Genomic DNA, 19,146 nt, shown 5'->3' on the forward strand with positions numbered 1-19,146 from the left:
TCCAGTCAGAACGAGTAGGCGAGGTTCAGCAGAACGAAGTCGCGATCGTGATAAGCGTTGTTGTCATCGGAGCCGAGGTACTTCGTGTAGCTGATGCCACCTCGCAAGTTGCCGGCGTATTTGAAGTTGAGGGCGGTGGTCACATCGCCGCCGTGGGCAGCACCGGTGTTGTTGAAACCGGCATCCACCGACGACCTGCCGGTGAAGTTGTAACCCAGGGTGATTGGGCTGCTGAGGTCGATTGACGGCAGCGCCTGGTACCAGGTGGGCTCGAAGATCGTGCGCAAACCACCGGCGGTGCGCACGGTGTTGTCCTTGTCCCGGCGCTCCTCGTTCTCGGTCACTTTGTAGAGGTGGTTCAAGCCCAGCTCGCCGGTCAACTGCGAGGTGTCCCACAGCGACACGCGCGGCAGCACCCAGATGGTGGAAATCTGCGCATGGATGGTTTGCCCGACTGCATAGCCGGCATTGCTGCCGCCGTTGATTCGTTGATCGTCGACCACCACCAATTGGCTGGAATCACTCACCAGAGGCACGTTGTCGCGGAAGGAGATTTCACCGGCGACGTTGGCATCGCCGACCTTCGTCGAGGCGCTCAGGCCGTACAGCTTGATGTCTTCGGGATACACAAACAGGTACTCGTCGGGCACCGCGACGCCCGGTGCAACCGTGGCCATGTGAAGGAATACCTGCGGGGTCTTGGCGTGGTAGCGCAGGAAATAAGCGCCGTAATCCCAGTCGTTGTCGAAGTCTCGGTACTTCATGGCCAGGCCCCATTGGCCACTGTGTTCGCGGGGTTCTATATCCCGACCGCGAGGCACGCCAAAGCCTGGCGCCAGCAGCAGGTTTTCACCACCTTTGAACACCATGTCGCCGGTGCTCCAGTAAGTACCCGGTGCGGCGACGCGCGTCTGTTGGTACTCGAACTGGTAGTAGCCTTCGACCGACAATTTGTCCGTCAGCGACAGCGCTGCCGACAGCTGATTGACCGGCAAAAACACTTCCTTGGCCAACGTGCTCGGCACCGAGAGGGCCTTGTAGGCATCGTTGGGTGCTTGGCCGTGGGCAATGCCGTTGGTCGCCAGAAACAGGCTTTCGCCCCACAGCAAGGTGTGCTGGCCCAGACGCCAGGACAGGTAGTGACCGTTTAGATCGATGCCGCTGTGAACAAAGGCGTCGAGCAATTCGATATCGCGTCCGGCCTGGTCTTTGGCCTGGGCGGTGAACTGGTCATTGTCCACCGTCGACATGTTGTAGCTGGCCGCGGGAATGCTGCGATGGTCACGGTTGTAGACGTTGTCGTACCAAGCCGCCGCGCTAATGCGCACGCCACTGTTGGCCGCGTCTTTCAGGTTGAAGTCGAACTCGGTGAGAATATCGAACCGGTTGGTAATCAGATCGTGCTTGTTGAACGCCTGGGTACCGTCGTTGGTGTTGATGTTGCTGGTGTTGTAGTTCGACGGTGCTTCGGTGCGTTGGCCAATCTGGTACTTCACCGTGTTGTCCCAGCGCAGTTGGTAGTCGTCGGTGTCCAGCAACTGGGCGGCCTGGGCCAAGCCCATACCGCTGGCGGAGATGGCGGCGATGGTGGCAGCGAGGGTGGCGCGGCAGACTCGTTGTTGTTGTTTTGTCATGTTGTGTTTCTACCCCGGTGAGATGTGCTCTTTTTCAGGCGTGTAGAGACCCTGCACGAGCACGCAGAGCAGCTCGCGGTTAGGCGTTGAAACAAGAATGGAAGGCGGGCTAGATCGAGCCGGGCACTTCTGGCGCCGGCACCTGAAGCCCGATCATTGCAGGCGGGGAAGATCTCCCGCCACGAACGGGTGGGACGGCGGCACGGGTTGGCGGATACGCATTCATGTCCTGTTTTTTCCTTGTAGTTTCCGGACAATCCAAACGCTGAGGTCTGGAGATGCTTGCGCTTCGACGAGGAGTCCGAAGAGGAGCACGACCTCACATTCCCGCAATCTCTGCCAGGGTTCTCCTATCGAAAGATAGAGCGAAGATAGTTGGCGGCAAGGGGGCACTGCCGCCGGTGCTCAGCCCTGCTCGATCAACCGCTGCGCCAGCCAGCTGCCGGCCCGGCCGGGGGGTGTGTCGACGCGGTGGATCAATGTGAACGACTGCTCGCCCAGCTGACGAATCGGCACCGTCAGACGTACCAGCCGTCCCTGGAGCAAGTCGTCTTCAACTCGGTGCAGCGGCATATGCCCCCAGCCAAGACCGGCGCGCAACAGGGCCAGCTTGGTATCGAAGTCGGTTACCCGCCAGGTGCGTACGCCACTGATGGCCAACGAACGTCCCTCGGTCAGCCCGCTGGCATCATCCAGAATCAGCTGCAGGTGCTCGCGCAGCATGGCCATGGACAACGCTTGCGGTTGCGCCGCCAACGGGTGGCTGGGTGCCGCGACAGGCACCATCTGCAGATGGCCGAAATCACGCGCCTCGATATGGTCTGGCCAATCGTAAAACAGGCCGCTGACACCCAGCACACAGGTACGCGACTCCACCAGTTGCTGTACCCGGCCCAGCGGTACGCTTTCCAGGCGCATCGCCACTCCCGGAAATTCGGCCGCGAAGTGACCCAGCACGGTAGCCAGGCGCTCAGACGGGTAAAGCACATCCACCGCCAGGCCGATCTCGCCTTCCAACCCCTTCACCAGGTTTTCCACCCCGGCCTGCAACTCATCGCTGAGCAGGCACATACGCCGCGCATACGCCAACACCGCCGCCCCGCTCTGGGTAAGGATCGGCCGGCGCTTGCCGCGCTCAAATAGCGTAAGACCCAGCAGCGCTTCCAGGTTGGCAATGCTGTAGCTGATCACCGGCTGCGTGCGCCCCAGACGGCGCGCGGCCGCCGAGAACGAACCGCAGTCCACCACTTCAGTCAGCACCCGTAGTTGATCGAGAGAAGGCGTCGCCATGTATAAAACTTCTGAATACTTTAAATAGCTTTTACCCGGCTTATGCCTATAGATCCAGCCCCCTATGATTCTGCTCAAGCGTGCCCCAACCGGCCGCAATAACAACAAGCGGAGTCCCGCATGACCAGCTATTCCGTCCTACCTGCCGGCGTAACGCAGGAACACTTTGCCCTCGCCATCGACGCCTTTCGCCATTTGCTGGGTGATGCCCAGGTGATCAGCGAACCCCAGCGCCTGGCGCCCTACCGAAAAATCATGTTGCCCCACGATGAGAACGACTACGCCGCCTCTGCCGCGCTGTTGCCGGATTCGGTCGAGCAGGTGCAAGGCATCCTGAAAATCTGCAACCGCTTCAAGGTGCCGTTGTGGCCCATCTCCACTGGCCGCAACTTTGGATATGGTTCGGCAGCGCCCGGCGAACGCGGACAGGTGGTTCTCGACCTCAAACGCATGAACCGCATTCTCGAAGTGGATGCGCAGCTGTGCACGGCGTTGGTCGAGCCGGGCGTGACCTACAAGCAACTGCAGGACTACCTGAAGGAACGCAATATTCCGTTATGGCTGTCCTTCCCTGCCCCCGGCCCGATTGCCGGCCCGGTTGGCAACACGCTGGAACGTGGCGAAGGCAACACCCCCTATGGCGATCACTTCAACAATGCCTGCGGCATGGAAGTGGTGTTGGCCAATGGCGAGGTACTGCGCACCGGCACGGGCGGTCTTCCGAACTCCAACTCATGGCAGATCTTCAAGTACGGCTTCGGCCCTTATCTGGACGGACTCTTCACCCAATCCAATTTCGGCGTGGTGACCAAGCTCGGCCTCTGGCTGATGCCGGCACCTGCCGGCCACCGTACAGTGCTGGTGCAATACGACGAGGCGCAGCTGGAAACCGCCATCGATACACTGGCCCCGCTGCGAATCGCCGGGCTCATTCCCAATGTCGGCGTAATGGCCAACGCCGCCATTGCCCTGACCTCGGCCAAAACGCGCCACGATATCTACCAGGGCACCGGCCCGGTACCGCAAGACATCATCCGCAGCGAAGCGAAGAAGATCGGCCTGGCCGACTGGAACATCATCTTCACCCTGTACGGCAGCGAAGAGCGCATTGCCGCCGACTACAAATTGGTCAGCCAGGCGTTCGAGCGCTCCGGCGCGCGGGTGATCCCTGATATTCATGATCCGATGCAGGTCAACGAGCTGTCGCTGGACGCCTTTCGTTTGTACAACTGGCGCGGCGGTGGCGGCTCCATGTGGTTCTCGCCGATCTGCCCGGCGCGTGGCCGCGACTTTGTCGAGCAAACCCGCCTGGCGCGCTCGATCTACGAAGAGTTCGGCTTCGACTATATGTCCGCCCCGGCCCTCAGCGGCCGCGCTCTGCACCATGTGATGCCACTGGAATACGACCGCACCGACGCTGAAGAAACCCAGCGCGCGCACCGTTGCTTCGAAAAGCTGATGGACGAATTCGCCAAACGCGGGCACGCGGTTTACCGCACCGGCATCGGCTATATGGACAAGCTGGCGGACAGTTACGGACCGGTAAAAAAAGAGGTCAACCGAGCGATCAAACGGGCGCTCGACCCGAACGGCATCCTCGCGCCCGGCAAGTCCGGCATTCGCCTGTGAGGCCCCCTGACATGACTATTTCCCCACTCGCTATTTGCCGCCCGCGGCGCAGTGTTTTGCGTTTTTCACCGCTGCTGCTCACCCTTGCTACCGCCACCCTGCCCGCCCACGCCGAGCGCAGTGCGCAACAGGTCTGGGCCGACACCTGCACCTACTGCCACAGCAACGGTATTGGCCCGGAACTGCGTGGCCGGCAACTGCCGCCAGCGATGATCCAGGCGTTTGCGCGCTTTGGTGTAAGGCAGATGCCGGCATTTCGCGACAGTGAAATCAGCGACTCGGAGTTGGCTACCCTGGCCAACTGGATCAGCCAGCAACCGGCGACAACTGCCGAGGAGAAACCCCATGTGGCGCCGTGATGTGTTGCGTGGTTCGCTGCTGATGGGCGGTGGCGCGCTGCTGGCCGGCCTGCCGCTGGCCAGCCCGGTATGGGCGGGCCCCGTCGAGATGCGCCTGATTGTGTTGCTCGAAGGCGACACCCGCATCGACAGCTTGATTGCCACATTGGGCAGAACGCCTGATGAAATCTGGCGTCTGCCCGCCGGCCAGTGGCTTCAGCCGGACGACTATGTTGCCCGCCTGGCCGGCCGCACCGGAAGTCGCTTATGCAGCTCGCTGGGCGCCGCCAACCATTGCCTGCTTCTCGATGCTTTGCGCGTGCAGGGTGCCGAGTTGCATGATGAACAACGCATTCTTTCAGCTTCAGGTGTCCCCTTATTCACGCTGCAGGCCGTTCTCTAAGGAGCCTTACCGATGATCAACAAAGCTATAGGTGCCGCGCTGCTAAGCGCCTGCCTCAACGTTCAGGCTGCGCCGCTTAGCAACAGGCAGGTGGTACTCGAGTTTATTCACCTGGCCTTCACCGAGAAACAACTGCGCCCAGCCTTCGAGCGTTATGTGGCGCCGAGCTATATCCAGCACAACCCCAACGCACCGGATGGGACCGTGGCCGCCATCCAGTTTCTCGAAGGCTTTCAGCAACAGTTCCCCGACGCGCGCTACGACGTGCAGCGCGTGGCCAGCGAAGACGATCTGGTGTTTGTACACGTCCACGCACGCACCAGTGCCGATGATCCTGGCATCGCGGTAGTGGATATTTTTCGCCTGGAAAACGGGCGAATTGCCGAGCACTGGGACGTGCTTCAACCGGTGCCCGAGAAGTCGGTCAGCGCCCACCCGCTGTTCTGAATAAGTAGGTAAAAGGCGCCAGCATTGCGCTGGCGCCTTGAGTCTCTACGCACTCCCGACCGGTAACTGCGCTACCGCCCGCGACCACACCGGCAGCAAAAACAAGCTACCGCCCCAGGCCACCAGCAGAATGAGCAGAAAGTAACTCCACTGCCCATACGCCAGCGCGGCAAAAAACAGCGGCGCCGATAGCGTGGCGCCAATGCCGGTGATCTGCCCGACCATCCCGGCCGCCGTACCCGCCATACCCGGATCGGGCAACGCACGCGGCAATAATGCGTAGGCCAGCGCAATAAAACCACCTACTGCCAGCTGCTGCAAAATCGCCCCACACCAGGCCAGCGCGGCCCAGCCCCAGGGCACATAGAAGGCCACCCCGCCGGTCAAGGCGACGAATACCAGCAGCCCCCCAATCGGCAGCCCTGCCCACCCTCGCGTCAGCATCCAGCCAACCACAAAGCTGCCCGCCACTCCGGCCAAGCTGGCCAACGCCATCATTTGCGCGCTACGGGCCAGCTCAATGCCATGCACCTGGTTGAGGTACAGCGCTCCCACCGCGCTGGTGCCGATGCCCGCCAGCGCCGACATACTCAGGCTCAGGCCAAAGCGCAGCACCCGCACATTGCGCAGCACGGCAAAGCCGGTGCCCGCGCCAACCCGGGCACGCACGGCAGGTAGCACGACCACCGTCAATGCCAGCACCAGTAACACACCGGCATGCAGCAAAAAACCGCCCTGCCAGTGTGCCCCTCCGGCGAAGGGCGCTACCAACAACAAGCCAAAGGCATAGCCGACCGGCATTACCGTCGACCACAGCGTCAACGCTTGCACCTGACGGCGCCCTTCGGTGCTGATCATCAGCAGCGTCATGCCCGAGGTCAGCACGGCCACCAGCGCTATACCCTCTAGCAACAGGGCAACCCGCAACAGCCCAAAGCTGCTCACCAAGCCATTGGCCAGGCTGCAGGCGGCAATGCACAGCACTCCCACACCCAGCAACAGGCGCGGTCCGACCCGGTCAATCAGCCAGCCGACCGGAATGCCGGCAAACGCCAACGGCAGCAATTGCCCGGCGATGGCGATGCCCACCAACGAACTGGGCACCGTAAAGGCGCGGCCGATATCTGCGGCCAACGGGCCCATCATGCCGAGGGCCGAAGTGCCGGCCAGGCCGAATAGGTAAATCAACAGGATTGCAGGCCATTTGATCGTCATAACGAGCTCCTTAATCGGCGTGACCAAGCAGTGCGCCACCGTCGATGACGATCTCGCTGCCGGTGATAAACGATGAGGCGTCAGAGGCCAGGAGCAGCGCCAGGCCCTTGATCTCCTCGGGCTCGGCAACGCGCTGTTGCGGGTTGGTGGTTTCCAGCAGGCGGCGCATTTCGGGGTCTCGCACATGGCCGCCAGCGATATTGGTGGCGAATGCACCCGGCGCCATTGCGTTAACCTGAATGTTGTAGCGCGCCAGTTCCAGAGCTGCCTGGCGCATCAGGTGCGAAGCGGCGGCCTTGGCGGCGAAATAGGAGGTTCCCACCCCGCCGACGTTGCACAAGCTGGCGACCGACGTGGTAACGATGATCTTGCCGCTGCCGGCCGGCTTCATATGCCGCGCCGCCTCTTGTAAGGTATGCAGCACGCCACCCAGGTTGATGCCCAGGTAAGTGTGCCAATGCTCCTGGGTGATGTTCTCCAGCGCGCCCTCGACACTGCGGCTGCCGTCACGGGCAATAAAGCCTTCGCCGACGTCCACCCCGGCATTGGCAAACACCACATCGATGCGTCCCTCGCGGTGGGCGACCGCCTCGAACGCCGTCGCCAACGATGCCCGTGAACTTACGTCCACTGTCTCGCCGGACACCGCCACCCCCCGTGCACGCAGCCGCTCTACCACCGCCTCCAAGCGGCGAGTGTCTATATCCATCAACACCACCCGCGCGCCGTTTTCGGCCATGGCTTCAGCGCAGGCCAGGCCAATGCCACTGGCCCCACCGGTCACTACACACACCTTGTTGCTTACCTCGAACAATTGCGCAGCGTTCATCGCCTTCCCTCATTTTCTTGTTATGGAGAAAAGGCAGCAGAGCGTCGGGCCTGGCGCGAATCACCTATCTATCGACTGCGTTGGGCCTGCGCTATCCAACGATAGGTGCCCTACTCACTCACCCGACCCAAGCTCCTGGCTCGCAAACCCAGACACAGCCTCAGGAGCCCACAATGTCCAACAACAGCTTCGGCGACGCCCGCGTCGATCACAGCGGTTTCGACCGCCACGAGTACCTGATCGACGGCTGCCCCACCGTGGTGTACAGCGCAGGCGACGGCCCGCCACTGGTATTTCTGCACGGCGGCGGCACATGGCACGGCATCGATTTCGCCCGTGCCTGGACCGACCGTTTTCGCGTGATCCTGCCTTATCACCCAGGCTTCGGGCAGTCTGCGGACAACCCCAACATCGACAGCCTGCAAGACTACCTTCAGCACTATCAGGAGCTGTTCGAGGTCATGGGTCTGGCGCATTTTAATCTGGTGGGTTTTTCCCTCGGCGGGCGCATGGCGGCCGAGTTCGCGATTCAGCACGGCCAGCAGATCGACAAACTGGTGCTGATTGCGCCGGCCGGTCTGGACGTGAAAGAGCACCCTCAGCCGGACTTTATGGTTATTGCGCCGGAAGAGATTCCGTACTATCTGGTGCATGACATCGTCACGCTGCTGCCATTCTTGCCCAACGGCCCGGACGAAGAATTCGGCGCCATGCGCATGCGTGAAGGCATGTCCGTGGCACGTATTTCCAACAACGGCGTGATGACCAATCCCAAGCTGCCGAACTGGCTGCACCGCATCCGCATGCCCACCCTGCTGCTGTGGGGCAGCGAGGACCGCATCGTGCCGCCGGGCCAGGCCGAGCACTGGCAGCGCCTACTGCCGCACGCACAGTTAAAAATGTTTCCCGCCGCCGGCCACCTGGTGCTGGACGAGGCGCCCCAAGCCCGCGACGCCGTCGCCGGGTTCCTGCTGTAACTGCTAACGATGGGCCATCGCGCCCATCACTGCGGCCGCGAAAACGACCCTGATTGGCAGTACGGCCGCACTATCTTTCGGCAGGTGATTGGCACCTCCCCCGAGCACAACCTGCTAGCACGACACAGTGTTCCAGCAGCACGCCAGCCTCGGGAGTACCACCGCGCTATGCAGCCTTTCATCTACAACGCACTACCATCACGAGTCATTTTCGGCTTTGGCACCCTGGCCCAAACGGCCGACGAAATCCGCGCCTTGGGTTGCTCACGCGCACTGGTGTTGACCACGCCACAACAGCGCGACGCCGGCGAACGCCTGGTCGCGCAATTGGCTGAACTGGCCGTCGGCCTTTACGACAACGCCACCATGCACACGCCCGTGGAGGTCACCCAAGACGCCCTCGCGGTGGTCAAGCGCTGCGGTGCCGACTGCGTTGTGGCACTGGGCGGAGGCTCGACCATCGGCCTGGGCAAAGCCATCGCGCTGCATACTGATCTGCCACAGATCGTGATTCCCACCACCTACGCCGGCTCCGAAGCGACGCCCATTATCGGCCAGACCGAGAATGGCCTGAAGACCACCCAGCGCACCCTCAAGGTGTTGCCGGAAGTGATCATCTACGACGTAGAACTCACCCTCAGTCTGCCGGCGCAGATGACTGTCACCAGCGGCCTGAACGCCATCGCCCACGCCGTGGAGGCGCTGTATTCGAAAGACGCCAACCCGCTAATTTCCTCGCTCGCCGAACAGGGCATCGCCGCCATTGGCCGCGCCCTGCCCCATATCCACGTCAACCCGCAAGACCGCGAAGCACGCTCCGATGCGCTGTTTGGCGCCTGGGCCTGCGGCACCTGCCTGGGCGCGGTGGGCATGTCGATTCACCACAAGCTGTGCCACACCCTGGGCGGCAGCTTCAACCTGCCGCACGCCGAAACCCACACGGTGATTCTGCCCCACGCCACGGCGTACAACGCCGCCGCCGCACCCGAGGCCATGGCCCGCATCGCCCGTGCCTTGGGCGTGGAAAACGCAGCGCAAGGACTGTTCGATTTGGCGTTCAAGCATGGCGCACCCACCCGCCTGGCCGACATTGGCATGCAGGCGAAAGACGTAACGCGCGCGGTGGAAATCGCCTGTGCCTCGCCCTACTGGAACCCTCGGCCCATTGAATCGGCGGCCATTGGTGAACTGCTCGACAACGCTTTTAACGGCACCCGTCCGTAACACGCCAACGCGCAGCGAATGCTCAACCACAAGGAGAACGTCATGGAACTCAACCCGCACATCTTGCGTCACCACCACATCACCCTTAACGTCGGCGGAGCCCAGGAAGACTACGACTTCCACACCCAGGTACTGGGCCTCAAAAGCGTAAAGAAAACCGGTCTGTATGACGGTACTGACCCGATCTATCACTTCTACTACGGCAACGACATCGGTGAAGAAAGCACCCTGATCACCTGCTTCCCTATGCGCCAGTCCGGCCGTAAAGGCCGCCCTGGCAGCGGGCAGATCAAGACCCTGGCGCTCTCGGTACCAGTGTCGTCGTTGAGTTTCTGGGCCAAGCACCTGGAAAGCCACGGCTTCAAACCGCAATTCCAGGAACGCTTCGGCGAACAGCTGCTGCACTTCGCCCACCCCTGTGGCATTTGCTACGAGCTGGTGGGCATTGCCGATGATGACCGCAAGCCTTACTCCAACGGCGTAGTGCCATCCGAATTCGGCATTCGCGGCACCCACGGAATTACCGTCTCCGTGCGCGACCTGGAGAACTCGGCCGAATTCATGCACTACGGCTGGAGCGGCAAACTGCGCAACACCGACGGCGCATTTAGCCGCTACGAAGTGGGTAACGGCGGTTCGGGCACCATTATCGACTTCCAACTCGAACCGGACCTGGCGCAAGGCTCCTGGGCCTATGGCGAGGGCACCGTGCACCACTGCGCATTCGAGGTCACCGATCTGGAGATCCAGAAGAGCGTCAAGCTGCACCTCGAAGGCCTGGGCTACACCGACGTGTCCGACCGCAAAGACCGTGGCTATTTCGACTCGGTGTATGTGCGCACGCCGTCTGGCGCGCTGTTTGAAGCGGCGGTGTCGAAACCCGAAGGCTTCCTGGTGGACGAGGCGCTCGAAGACCTCGGCAAAACCATCCAGATTCCGCCGCAGCTCGGCCCGCGCGCCGAGGAAATCGCTGCCTACCTCGAACCCCTGAAATACTGAGGGGCTGCCGGGATGAGTGCGAACCCGCATCTGCAGTATCCCACCCTCGCCTCGGGGCCCGCCCCCGAGGCCCAGGGCGGCGCGGCCATTCTGATTCATGGCCGCACACAGAGCCCGGCAGACATGCTCGCCATCACCGCGCGCATTAACCTGCCGGACATCCCCTATTTCGCCATCCAAGCCGCACAACACTCCTGGTACCCGGACAAATTCATGGCGCCGCTGGAGAACAATCAGCCGGCGCTGGACTTTGCCCTGGCGCGCCTCGAGGCTGCCGTCGTCGAGCTGGAAAATCGCGGCATCGCGCGTTCGCGCATTGTGCTGATCGGCTTCTCTCAAGGCGCCTGCCTGGCCTGCGAATACCTCTATCGCCATCCGCATCGCTGGGGCGGGTTGATCGCCTTTACCGGCGGTTTGATAGCGCCTCCTGGCACGTCCTGGCTAACGCCTGACAAGCTGGCCGGCACGCCGGTGTTCTTCGGCAATAGCGAAGCCGATCCTTGGGTCCCTTTGGCGCGTACTGAGGAAACAGCCGAAGTGTTTCGTCGTATGGGCGCCGAGGTTGAGCTGCAGGTGTACAACGGGCGCGGCCATGAGGTAGGTGACGAGGAAATCGCCCTGGGGCGAGACCTTCTGCAACGCACCCTCGGGCTGTAACGCCGCTCCGCAAGCAGGGCCATGCGGCCCTGCTTGCACTCACGCCGCTTAACCCGCTGCCAACGCCATCAGGTGCCCGGCATCTGCGGCCTTATCCAACGCCCAGAGTCCGTCCAGCAATGGCGCCACGGCACAGCCTGAACGGCCATAGGCCGCAAGCTCACGCAGCTTGGCTTCCAGTTCAGCATCACTCAACGGCAGCGCCAAACCACCGCGTGCGGTCTCCACCCGATGGCTCACCAGCTCGCCGGATTGCAGCCAGATGTGCACCTGCGCCGACTCCACCGAATAGCTGGGGTCATCGCGCATGACCAGCTTCGGGTACAAGGCTCGCAAACGTTCATCGGCCACCGCTGCATCACTGAACGAGGCGAGCCCCGCTTGCCCGGTCAACAGGCTGACAGCCACCGCATGCTGGGCACTGACCTGCGATTCGCGTCCCAGCCCAATAGTCGGCCGGTCCGTGCGCTCGCGCAGCAGCGGGTGGCCGATCAACTCAATACGATCGATGGGCTCCCGCGACCAGTCCCGCTGCTGCGCCAATGCCAGACAAGCCTCGATCACAGGGTTGAGCACCACCCCGCACGGATAGGGTTTGTAGGTATTGGCCGCCAAAGACCACTGCTCGCCGAGCCCTTGCTGCAACGCCGCGTAACGGGGTTGCTCACCCATCACCCGCAGAAAGCCACGCTCACCTTCCAGTGGTTGCTCGGGCCCGGCAAACCCCTGCTCGGCCAGCAAGGCCGACAGCATGCCGTTGCGCGGTGCATTGCCCACACTCAGGCTTTTTGCCGCGCTACCTAACGTTTCCACCAACCCCGACGCCTGCGCGCTGGCGTTGCCCAGCGCCCAGTGCAGTTGCCGGGCATTCAACCCCAGCACGTTGCCCACCGCCGCTGCGGCGCCAAAAACACCACAGGTGGATGTGATATGCCAGCCGCGCTGGTAGTGCCAGGGGTGCAGTGCCATACCCAGGCGGCACTCCACCTCGATGCCCAGCGCCAACGCCAGCAGCAGTTGCTCACCACTGACCGGCCGGGTTTCAGCCAGCGCGAACAAGGCCGCAGCCACCGGCGCCGTAGGATGGATGATGGTCGGAATATGGGTATCGTCGAAGTCATAGACATTGGCACTCATCGCATTGATGGCTGCCGCGTCGAGCATATCCAGGCGTTCGCTGCGCCCGATCACCCGGCCCTGGCCACCGCCGCGCAGGCACCCTTGTAGCGCCAGCACCTTGCCAATATCCGGGTCGTCGCAACCGGCCAGGGCCACCGCGAAGTAGTTCACCAACGCACGTTTGGCTTCGTGCTGAATGGCCGTGGGCAGATCGCTCCACCGTGTGTTTTCAATAAAACCGGCCAGTTGCCGGGTCACAGCAGGGGCGGCGGGAATCGGGTTTTCAGTGGGGCGCATCGACATCTCCTCGAAGGTGGTGCCGCCGATAGATACGCGCGCCACCCCTGGCGCGCACCTATCCATAGGCAGGCGCGGCGCCAGTGCCCCTCACTATCTTTCGGCAGGTGCCTTGGCAGGGGGCAGGCGCAAAGCTGGCCCGGCACTTCAGACAGCCCAGAGGAAACCCGGCATGGCCCCCTTTATCGAAAACCGCCCCCTGCACGGCAAACGGGCGCTGATCACCGGTTCCGCCGCTGGCCTTGGCCTGGCGATTGGCAAGGCGTTGGCGAAAGCCGGTTGCGCGGTGGTGTTGCATGGCCGGGCGCCCGCAAACACCATGGCGGCCACCTGCGCTGAACTAAGCGAGCACCATGCTGTGCCCGTGCATTACCTGAGCGCCGATCTGTCTAGCGCCGAGGGTGTAACGGCGCTGGTGGAGGGCGCCCGCGAGGTGCTCGGCGGCGTCGATATTCTGGTAAACAACGCGGTCACCCGGCACTTCGCCCCGGTACACGAATTTCCGCTAGAGGCTTGGGACCTGGCCTTGGCCGTCAACCTCTCGGCGGTGTTCCAGGCCACCCGCCTGCTGCTGCCGGGCATGCGCGAACAGCGCTGGGGCCGGATCATCAACCTGACCTCGATCTACGGCATGCGCGGCACACCGAACCGGGTAGATTACGTGACCACCAAAAGCGCGATGCTCGGCTTCTCCCGCGTCGTGGCGCTGGAAAACCTCGACCACGGAATTACCTGTAACTCCGTTTCCCCCGGCTCCACCCTTACCCCATCGATTGCCGCCCGCGTCGAGGCGTTACGCCAGCGCGACGGGCTCGACGAAGAAGAGGCCGTGCGCCGCTTCCTGGCTGGCAAGCAGCCATCGGGACGCTTCAACCAGGCCGAACACGTCGGCGAACTGATCACCTTCCTGTGCGGCGAAGCCGGCACCGATATCACCGGCGCCATGCTGCCGGTTGATGGCGGTTGGCTGGCGAGCTGACAACTCACCCGGAGAACTCCAGATGTCCAATCCAAGCATCGGCTTTATCGGCCTCGGCACCATGGGCGAGCCCATGGCCACCCGCCTGGCGCAAGCCGGTTATGACCTGACCGTATCCGACCTCAACGAGGCCGCAGTCGAGCGCCTAGTCGCCCTGGGCGCCAAGCGTGCCAGTAGCCCGGCCGCGGTGGCCTCGCAAGCGGAGATCGTCTTCGCCAGCCTGCCTACTCCAGATGTGGTGGAGAAGGTCGCACTGGGCGACCAGGGCGTTGCCGCTGGCAGCAAGGTGCGGGTCTTTGTCGACTTGTCTACCACTGGCCCGCGTACCGCCAAGCTGGTGGCGCAAGCGCTGGCAAAAAACGCCGTTATTGCCGTCGACTGCCCGGTGAGCGGCGGTGCTGCCGGCGCGCAAAAAGGCAGCCTGGCACTGATGGTGTCCTGCCCGACGCCGACCCATGACGAACTGCTGCCGATCCTCCAGCACCTGGGCAAGGTGATCTTCTGCGGTGAAGAACCGGGTCTGGGCCAGACCATGAAACTGGTGAATAACCTGGTGTCGGTCACCGCCCTGGCCGTGTCCTCCGAAGCGCTGGTGATGGGCGTAAAAGCCGGTCTCGATCCGCAAGTGATGCTCGACGTGTTCAACGCCGGCAGCGGGCGCAACAGCGCTACCGCCGACAAGCTACCGCGCGCCGTGCTACCGCGCACCTTCGACTTCGGTTTCAGCACCGCCTTGTCACTCAAAGACACCCGACTGTGCCTCGATGAAGCCGAGGCCATGGGCGTGCCCATGCCGGTTGGCAGCGCCGTACGCCAGGTACTGAACATGACCCGCGCAGCCTTCGGCGATAACGCCGACTTCACCCGCATGGTCTGCCTGATCGAACAGTGGGCCGGTGTTGAAGTGCCTACCGTCGCCAAAAAACAAGGAAACCACCATGGATAACGCACTGTTCGAAAAAGGCTTCACCAACCGCAAGACGGTACTGGGTGCCACCCATGTGGAGAAATCCTGGGCCAGCGCCGATGCCTTCAACAAGCCCATGCAGGAACTGGTTACCGAGTACTGCTGGGGCGCGATCTGGGGTGACGAAACCCTGCCCTTCAAAACCCGCAGCCTGCTCAACTTGGCCATGCTCACAGCCATGAACCAGCACCACGAACTGGGCGTACACGTCAAAGGCGCGCTCACCAATGGCGTGAGCGAAGAAGAGATTCGGGCGGTGCTGATGCAAGCGGCCATTTACTGCGGCGTGCCGTCTGCCTTGGCGGCATTTCGCGTGGCCAGCGAAGCGATCAAGGTGTGGGAGGCCGAACACCAGAGCTGATTGCCACTCCTGCTGCTCCCGGCCTGCCCCGGCAGGCCACTCTACAAAAACAAGACCGGAAGCCGCCGATGAACAACCCACCCTGCTACGAAGTGTTTGCGCTGCGCTACGCCCATGTGGCGCGTCGGCGTCGTGACAATTTTATGGAAATTCACGACGCCCACGATCTGCCCATGCCCATGGACTATTTCGTCTGGCTGATTCGCGGTGAAGGCCGCACCTGGTTGGTCGATACGGGCTTCAATCAGGCCGCCGCCGACGCACGCGGCCGCACGCTGCTGCGCTGTCCGATCAAGGCCTTGGAAGTCCTGGGCCTCAGCCCGCAGGCCATCAGCGACACCGTCATAACCCATATGCACTACGACCACGCCGGCAATACAAACCTGCTGCCCAACGCACGTTTCCACCTGCAGGAAACGGAGATGCGGTACGCCACCGGGCGCTACATGCTCTATAAACCGCTGCGCCAGCCGTTCAACGTCGAAGACGTGGTCAATATCGTGCGCGGTGTTTATCAGGAGCGCGTGGTGTTCCACGACGGTGACGTCGAACTGGCCCCTGGCATTCAACTGGTTCACGTCGGCGGTCACACCCAGGGCTTGCAAGCGGTGCGCGTCCATACCGCGCGGGGCTGGGTGGTGCTCGCCTCGGACGCCAGCCATTACTACGACAACATGGAGCACGAGGCGCCCTTCCCGGTGGTGCTCAACGTCGGCGACATGCTCGACGGCTACCGCAAACTGCTGGCCCTGGCCGACTCGGCGCAGCACCTGATACCCGGCCACGACCCCTTGGTACGCGCGCGTTATCCGTTCCACGGCGACCCGTTCGACGACGTGGTTGCCCTGCACCTGCCGCCCCATGCCAGTGCTGGACAACCGCAGCCCTTTGCGCCATAAGAACCCACCTGCCGTGACCGGGCTACTCACCCGGCACGCGTTGTTCAGGCATATCAACAAGAGGTCGAGTTATCGACCCAGATGTATAGAGGCGACGTGCATATGCGCAGTAGAACCGCTTCCGACTCCCAGGAACCGACTCAAGTCTTCCTGATCGGCTCCCGACTGCTCCCCCCGGCAGAAACCGCCAACCTGATTGCCCGCCCACGCTTGAACAAGCGTTTCGGCGAAGCCGGTGAAGCCGTGCTCGCATTGGTTCAGGCGCCCCCCAGTTACGGCAAAACCTGCGTGCTCGCCCAGCACTACCACCTGCTGCAGCAGCACGGCCAGCGCGTCACCTGGTTGTCGCTGGACGCCAGCGCCCAAGAGTTGCCGGTATTTGTCGCCTACCTCAAAGGCGCGATTGAACTGGCCGACGTCGAAGGCCTGGCCCACGAACAGCTCACCCGAGTCGGTGAAAACAACCTGCACCGGGCCTTCAACGCGATTCTTGGTCTGGTGAAAACCCAGGCCGGCGCGCCGTTGTATGTCTTCGTCGACGACGTTCACCATCTGGCCGGCACTGACTCAGTGCGGGTGCTGTCGATGCTGATTGACCATGCGCCACCGGGGCTGCATTTCATTCTGTCGTTCCGTGGCGAGCCCTGCCTGTCGGTGGCCCGTCAGCGTATGCACGGCCAGGTCTATGACCTCGGCAACCAGGACCTGCGCTTCAGCCATGGCGAGACCGTGCAGTTGATGGAGCGCCATGGCGTCAGCGGCTTGGATCAGGCGCAACTGAACATTCTCGAAGCCCGTTTGGAGGGCTGGGTAGGCGGCCTCAAACTCGCCGCCATGTTGCTGCGCCGCGACCCGGAACTGCTGCACGACCTGGCGAACTTCTCAGGTGAACGCCGTCAGTTCGCCGACTTTTTTCTGCAGGATGTGCTGCTGCGCCAACCCGACAACATTCGCCGTTTTCTGCAGTACAGCGCCGTGCTGGACCGCCTGTGTGTGCCACTGTGCAATGCGCTGACGCAGAGCCATGACGGCCAGGACATGCTGCGTGAGTGCGAAGCCCGTGGCCTGTTTCTACTAGCAATGGACGAAGAGCAAAAGTGGTATCGCTACCACCCGCTGTTCGCCGAGTTCCTACGCCGCCAGGTGCGCGAGAGCGAGCCTGCGCTGTATCAACAGCTGAACCGCCGGGCCAGCGACTGGTACTCCGACAATCAGTTGCATACCGAAGCCTTTAACCACGCCCTGGCCAGCGCTGACACGCTGCGCGCAGCGGAAATCATGGACGCCAACTGCGAACAGATTTTCAGCGCCGACGAGAACGCGGTAAGCCTGGTGGAAAAATTGCCGGCCGACATGCTGGAGCGTTTTCCGCGCATGCTCCTGGCCAAAACCTGGAACCTGTTGATGGGCTGGCAGTTCGAAACCTGCCGCCACTTGCTGGTGACTGCCCGCCAGAGCATCGACCGCCTGGAGCAGGCCGGAGAGGTGTCGGAAATGGAAATTCGCAACCTCAACCATCAGATGATGCACCGCGAAATGATGCTGGCCATGCTCGCGGACGAGATGCCCCAGGTCGAGGACAAGGCGCGCACCCTGGTCGACGAATACGATGACGCCCACCCCCTGGTACGCGCCAGTCTCTACACGGCGCTGATCTATGCACGACGCGAGCACTACAAGCTCGGCGATATCGAGCGCCTGCATACCCAGGCGCTGGAGTATCTCAACCGTGTCGGCAGCCCGCTGGGCACTGTTTTTCACCAGGCGGTGCTGGGCCCTTCACGCTTTGTCGCCGGGCGCGTGCACGTGGCGCTGCATTCGCTCAACGAAACGCTGAAATCGGCTGAGCGCATTGCCGGTAAAGGCTCGCCACTGGCCGCCGTGGTGGCCATGCACCTGGCGAAAATCCACTACGAGCGTGATGAGCTGACGCTTTCGCGCAACATCCTCGAACAGTACCTGCCGCAGATCAGCTACAAGGGTTTTGTCGACCAGGCCATTGCCGGCTGGCTAACCCGAGCACGGCTGTCGATGATCGACGGCGACGTTTCCACCGCCTTGCGCATGCTCGATGAGGCCGACGTGTTTGCTCAGGAGCACGACTTCGAGCGGCTGCGCCTGTTCACCCTCGCCGAACGACTGAAATGGCTGCTGCGTCAGGGCGACACCGACTCGGTAATTCGCCTGGGACGCAAGCATGACCTGCGCCGGCCGGCCAACCTGTTCACCCCGCACCACGGCATCACCACCCGCGACGAGGCCCGCGCGTTGTCCTGGGTACGGGTCGCCCAGGCCGAAGACCGCCTGCCTGAAGCGTTGGGTCTGGCCAAGCAATGGCACCGCCATATGAGCGCGGCGGATGCCATTCGCAGCGTGCTGCGCTGGGACCTGATCATCGCCCACCTGTCTCTGCTGTCCGGCGACAAGCGCGCAGCATTGCGAATCGTGCGGCGGGCCATGTTCCAGGCCGCACCGGGCGGTTTTATTCGCGTATTTCTCGATGAAGGCGCTTGGCTGCACGGCTTGCTGCGCGAGCAAATGCAGGCCGCCGCGCTGGAAGGTGAGCCGGCCGATGCCTTTGCCACGCAGTTGCTGCAACGCTTTCGCGGTGACAGTGCCATTGCCGCCAAACCGGCCTTGCCGGCCAGCGAACCGGTGGCCATTGCCGGCTCATTGAACAGCCGCGAGCTGGACATTCTCAAGATGGTTGCCGCCGGCATGCTTAACCGCGAAATCGGCGACAAGCTGGGCATGACCGAAGGATCGGTGAAGTGGTACCTGCAGCAGATCTACGACAAGATCGGCATCCGCCGCCGCTCCCAAGCCGCCGAACGCGCCCGGCAGTTGGGCATTCTGCGTTGACCCCTGGTGCGCGCCTATCC

General features: G+C 62.6%; 18 protein-coding genes. 13 read left to right on the top strand and 5 right to left on the bottom strand.

Annotated elements, in window-relative coordinates:
* Positions 1-5 precede the first annotated feature (5 nt).
* Together AD668_RS17480 and AD668_RS17485 are read right to left on the bottom strand one after the other, a co-directional pair.
* Positions 6-1,634, bottom strand: a complete 1,629-nt coding sequence (locus tag AD668_RS17480; protein WP_053160802.1) for a DUF1302 domain-containing protein — start codon at positions 1,632-1,634, stop codon at positions 6-8.
* A gap of 405 nt (positions 1,635-2,039) precedes the next feature.
* Positions 2,040-2,924 carry a LysR family transcriptional regulator gene (locus AD668_RS17485; RefSeq protein ID WP_053160803.1) on the bottom strand — a complete coding sequence of 295 codons (885 nt, stop codon included), beginning with the start codon at positions 2,922-2,924 and terminating at the stop codon, positions 2,040-2,042.
* A gap of 120 nt (positions 2,925-3,044) precedes the next feature.
* On the opposite strand from AD668_RS17485, the gene AD668_RS17490 reads away from it, so the two are divergent.
* From AD668_RS17490 to AD668_RS17505, 4 genes are read left to right on the top strand one after another with little or no spacing between them, the layout of a single operon-like run.
* A complete protein-coding gene (locus AD668_RS17490; protein ID WP_053160804.1) occupies positions 3,045-4,553 on the top strand; it encodes an FAD-binding oxidoreductase in 1,509 nt (502 codons plus the stop codon).
* Positions 4,554-4,564: 11 nt separating this feature from the next.
* Positions 4,565-4,912, top strand: a complete 348-nt coding sequence (locus tag AD668_RS17495) for a cytochrome c (protein ID WP_082344503.1) — start codon at positions 4,565-4,567, stop codon at positions 4,910-4,912.
* On the top strand, positions 4,899-5,294 hold the full coding sequence (locus AD668_RS17500) for a twin-arginine translocation signal domain-containing protein (RefSeq protein ID WP_053160806.1): 396 nt from the start codon (positions 4,899-4,901) through the stop codon (positions 5,292-5,294). The genes AD668_RS17495 and AD668_RS17500 overlap by 14 nt, the downstream gene beginning before the upstream one ends.
* Positions 5,295-5,306: 12 nt before the next feature.
* A complete protein-coding gene (locus AD668_RS17505) occupies positions 5,307-5,741 on the top strand; it encodes a nuclear transport factor 2 family protein (RefSeq protein ID WP_082344504.1) in 435 nt (144 codons plus the stop codon).
* A 45-nt stretch (positions 5,742-5,786) separates the two neighbouring features.
* Here the strand turns inward: AD668_RS17505 and AD668_RS17510 are convergent, their stop codons facing one another.
* Both AD668_RS17510 and AD668_RS17515 read right to left on the bottom strand, forming a co-directional pair.
* Entirely contained in the window at positions 5,787-6,956 is a 1,170-nt protein-coding gene (locus AD668_RS17510; protein ID WP_053160807.1) for an MFS transporter, read from the bottom strand.
* A 10-nt stretch (positions 6,957-6,966) separates the two neighbouring features.
* A complete protein-coding gene (locus AD668_RS17515; protein WP_053160808.1) occupies positions 6,967-7,785 on the bottom strand; it encodes an SDR family NAD(P)-dependent oxidoreductase in 819 nt (272 codons plus the stop codon).
* A gap of 173 nt (positions 7,786-7,958) precedes the next feature.
* Here AD668_RS17515 and AD668_RS17520 point away from each other — a divergent pair, with 173 nt between their 5' ends.
* The 4 genes from AD668_RS17520 to AD668_RS17535 all read left to right on the top strand — a co-directional run bounded on the left by AD668_RS17520 (position 7,959) and on the right by AD668_RS17535 (position 11,642).
* A complete protein-coding gene (locus tag AD668_RS17520; protein WP_053160809.1) occupies positions 7,959-8,762 on the top strand; it encodes an alpha/beta fold hydrolase in 804 nt (267 codons plus the stop codon).
* A 168-nt stretch (positions 8,763-8,930) separates the two neighbouring features.
* The gene (locus AD668_RS17525) at positions 8,931-9,986 is read left to right on the top strand and encodes a maleylacetate reductase (protein WP_053160810.1); all 1,056 of its coding nucleotides are present in this window, start codon (positions 8,931-8,933) and stop codon (positions 9,984-9,986) included.
* Between the two features lie 42 nt (positions 9,987-10,028).
* On the top strand, positions 10,029-10,985 hold the full coding sequence (locus AD668_RS17530; RefSeq protein ID WP_156322363.1) for a VOC family protein: 957 nt from the start codon (positions 10,029-10,031) through the stop codon (positions 10,983-10,985).
* A 12-nt stretch (positions 10,986-10,997) separates the two neighbouring features.
* Complete coding sequence (locus AD668_RS17535) at positions 10,998-11,642, top strand: alpha/beta hydrolase (RefSeq protein ID WP_053160812.1); 645 nt, start codon at positions 10,998-11,000, stop codon at positions 11,640-11,642.
* A 48-nt stretch (positions 11,643-11,690) separates the two neighbouring features.
* Here the strand turns inward: AD668_RS17535 and AD668_RS17540 are convergent, their stop codons facing one another.
* A complete protein-coding gene (locus AD668_RS17540; protein ID WP_256220702.1) occupies positions 11,691-13,058 on the bottom strand; it encodes an MmgE/PrpD family protein in 1,368 nt (455 codons plus the stop codon).
* Positions 13,059-13,230: 172 nt separating this feature from the next.
* Here AD668_RS17540 and AD668_RS17545 point away from each other — a divergent pair, with 172 nt between their 5' ends.
* The 5 genes from AD668_RS17545 to AD668_RS17565 all read left to right on the top strand — a co-directional run bounded on the left by AD668_RS17545 (position 13,231) and on the right by AD668_RS17565 (position 19,126).
* A complete protein-coding gene (locus tag AD668_RS17545; protein ID WP_053160813.1) occupies positions 13,231-14,037 on the top strand; it encodes an SDR family NAD(P)-dependent oxidoreductase in 807 nt (268 codons plus the stop codon).
* A 22-nt stretch (positions 14,038-14,059) separates the two neighbouring features.
* Positions 14,060-14,983, top strand: a complete 924-nt coding sequence (locus AD668_RS17550) for an NAD(P)-dependent oxidoreductase (RefSeq protein WP_053160814.1) — start codon at positions 14,060-14,062, stop codon at positions 14,981-14,983.
* Positions 14,976-15,365: a carboxymuconolactone decarboxylase family protein gene (locus AD668_RS17555; protein ID WP_053160815.1), complete on the top strand. Its 390-nt coding sequence runs from the start codon at positions 14,976-14,978 to the stop codon at positions 15,363-15,365. Before AD668_RS17550 ends, AD668_RS17555 begins: the two co-directional genes overlap by 8 nt.
* 68 nt (positions 15,366-15,433) lie before the next feature.
* Positions 15,434-16,264 carry an N-acyl homoserine lactonase family protein gene (locus tag AD668_RS17560; RefSeq protein ID WP_053160816.1) on the top strand — a complete coding sequence of 277 codons (831 nt, stop codon included), beginning with the start codon at positions 15,434-15,436 and terminating at the stop codon, positions 16,262-16,264.
* 102 nt (positions 16,265-16,366) lie between these two features.
* Entirely contained in the window at positions 16,367-19,126 is a 2,760-nt protein-coding gene (locus AD668_RS17565; RefSeq protein WP_053160817.1) for a LuxR C-terminal-related transcriptional regulator, read from the top strand.
* Positions 19,127-19,146: the final 20 nt, after the last annotated feature.

Source organism: Pseudomonas sp. P1.8, from assembly GCF_001269805.1.
GTDB lineage: Bacteria > Pseudomonadota > Gammaproteobacteria > Pseudomonadales > Pseudomonadaceae > Aquipseudomonas.

Excerpts from the sequence above, each read along its gene's own strand:
- AD668_RS17480 (WP_053160802.1), bottom strand. The coding sequence starts at position 1,634 with ATGACAAAACAACAACAACGAGTCTGCCGCGCCACCCTCGCTGCCACC.
- AD668_RS17485 (WP_053160803.1), bottom strand. The coding sequence starts at position 2,924 with ATGGCGACGCCTTCTCTCGATCAACTACGGGTGCTGACTGAAGTGGTG.
- AD668_RS17490 (WP_053160804.1), top strand. The coding sequence starts at position 3,045 with ATGACCAGCTATTCCGTCCTACCTGCCGGCGTAACGCAGGAACACTTT.
- AD668_RS17495 (WP_082344503.1), top strand. The coding sequence starts at position 4,565 with ATGACTATTTCCCCACTCGCTATTTGCCGCCCGCGGCGCAGTGTTTTG.
- AD668_RS17500 (WP_053160806.1), top strand. The coding sequence starts at position 4,899 with ATGTGGCGCCGTGATGTGTTGCGTGGTTCGCTGCTGATGGGCGGTGGC.
- AD668_RS17505 (WP_082344504.1), top strand. The coding sequence starts at position 5,307 with ATGATCAACAAAGCTATAGGTGCCGCGCTGCTAAGCGCCTGCCTCAAC.
- AD668_RS17510 (WP_053160807.1), bottom strand. The coding sequence starts at position 6,956 with ATGACGATCAAATGGCCTGCAATCCTGTTGATTTACCTATTCGGCCTG.
- AD668_RS17515 (WP_053160808.1), bottom strand. The coding sequence starts at position 7,785 with ATGAACGCTGCGCAATTGTTCGAGGTAAGCAACAAGGTGTGTGTAGTG.
- AD668_RS17520 (WP_053160809.1), top strand. The coding sequence starts at position 7,959 with ATGTCCAACAACAGCTTCGGCGACGCCCGCGTCGATCACAGCGGTTTC.
- AD668_RS17525 (WP_053160810.1), top strand. The coding sequence starts at position 8,931 with ATGCAGCCTTTCATCTACAACGCACTACCATCACGAGTCATTTTCGGC.
- AD668_RS17530 (WP_156322363.1), top strand. The coding sequence starts at position 10,029 with ATGGAACTCAACCCGCACATCTTGCGTCACCACCACATCACCCTTAAC.
- AD668_RS17535 (WP_053160812.1), top strand. The coding sequence starts at position 10,998 with ATGAGTGCGAACCCGCATCTGCAGTATCCCACCCTCGCCTCGGGGCCC.
- AD668_RS17540 (WP_256220702.1), bottom strand. The coding sequence starts at position 13,058 with ATGCGCCCCACTGAAAACCCGATTCCCGCCGCCCCTGCTGTGACCCGG.
- AD668_RS17545 (WP_053160813.1), top strand. The coding sequence starts at position 13,231 with ATGGCCCCCTTTATCGAAAACCGCCCCCTGCACGGCAAACGGGCGCTG.
- AD668_RS17550 (WP_053160814.1), top strand. The coding sequence starts at position 14,060 with ATGTCCAATCCAAGCATCGGCTTTATCGGCCTCGGCACCATGGGCGAG.
- AD668_RS17555 (WP_053160815.1), top strand. The coding sequence starts at position 14,976 with ATGGATAACGCACTGTTCGAAAAAGGCTTCACCAACCGCAAGACGGTA.
- AD668_RS17560 (WP_053160816.1), top strand. The coding sequence starts at position 15,434 with ATGAACAACCCACCCTGCTACGAAGTGTTTGCGCTGCGCTACGCCCAT.
- AD668_RS17565 (WP_053160817.1), top strand. The coding sequence starts at position 16,367 with ATGCGCAGTAGAACCGCTTCCGACTCCCAGGAACCGACTCAAGTCTTC.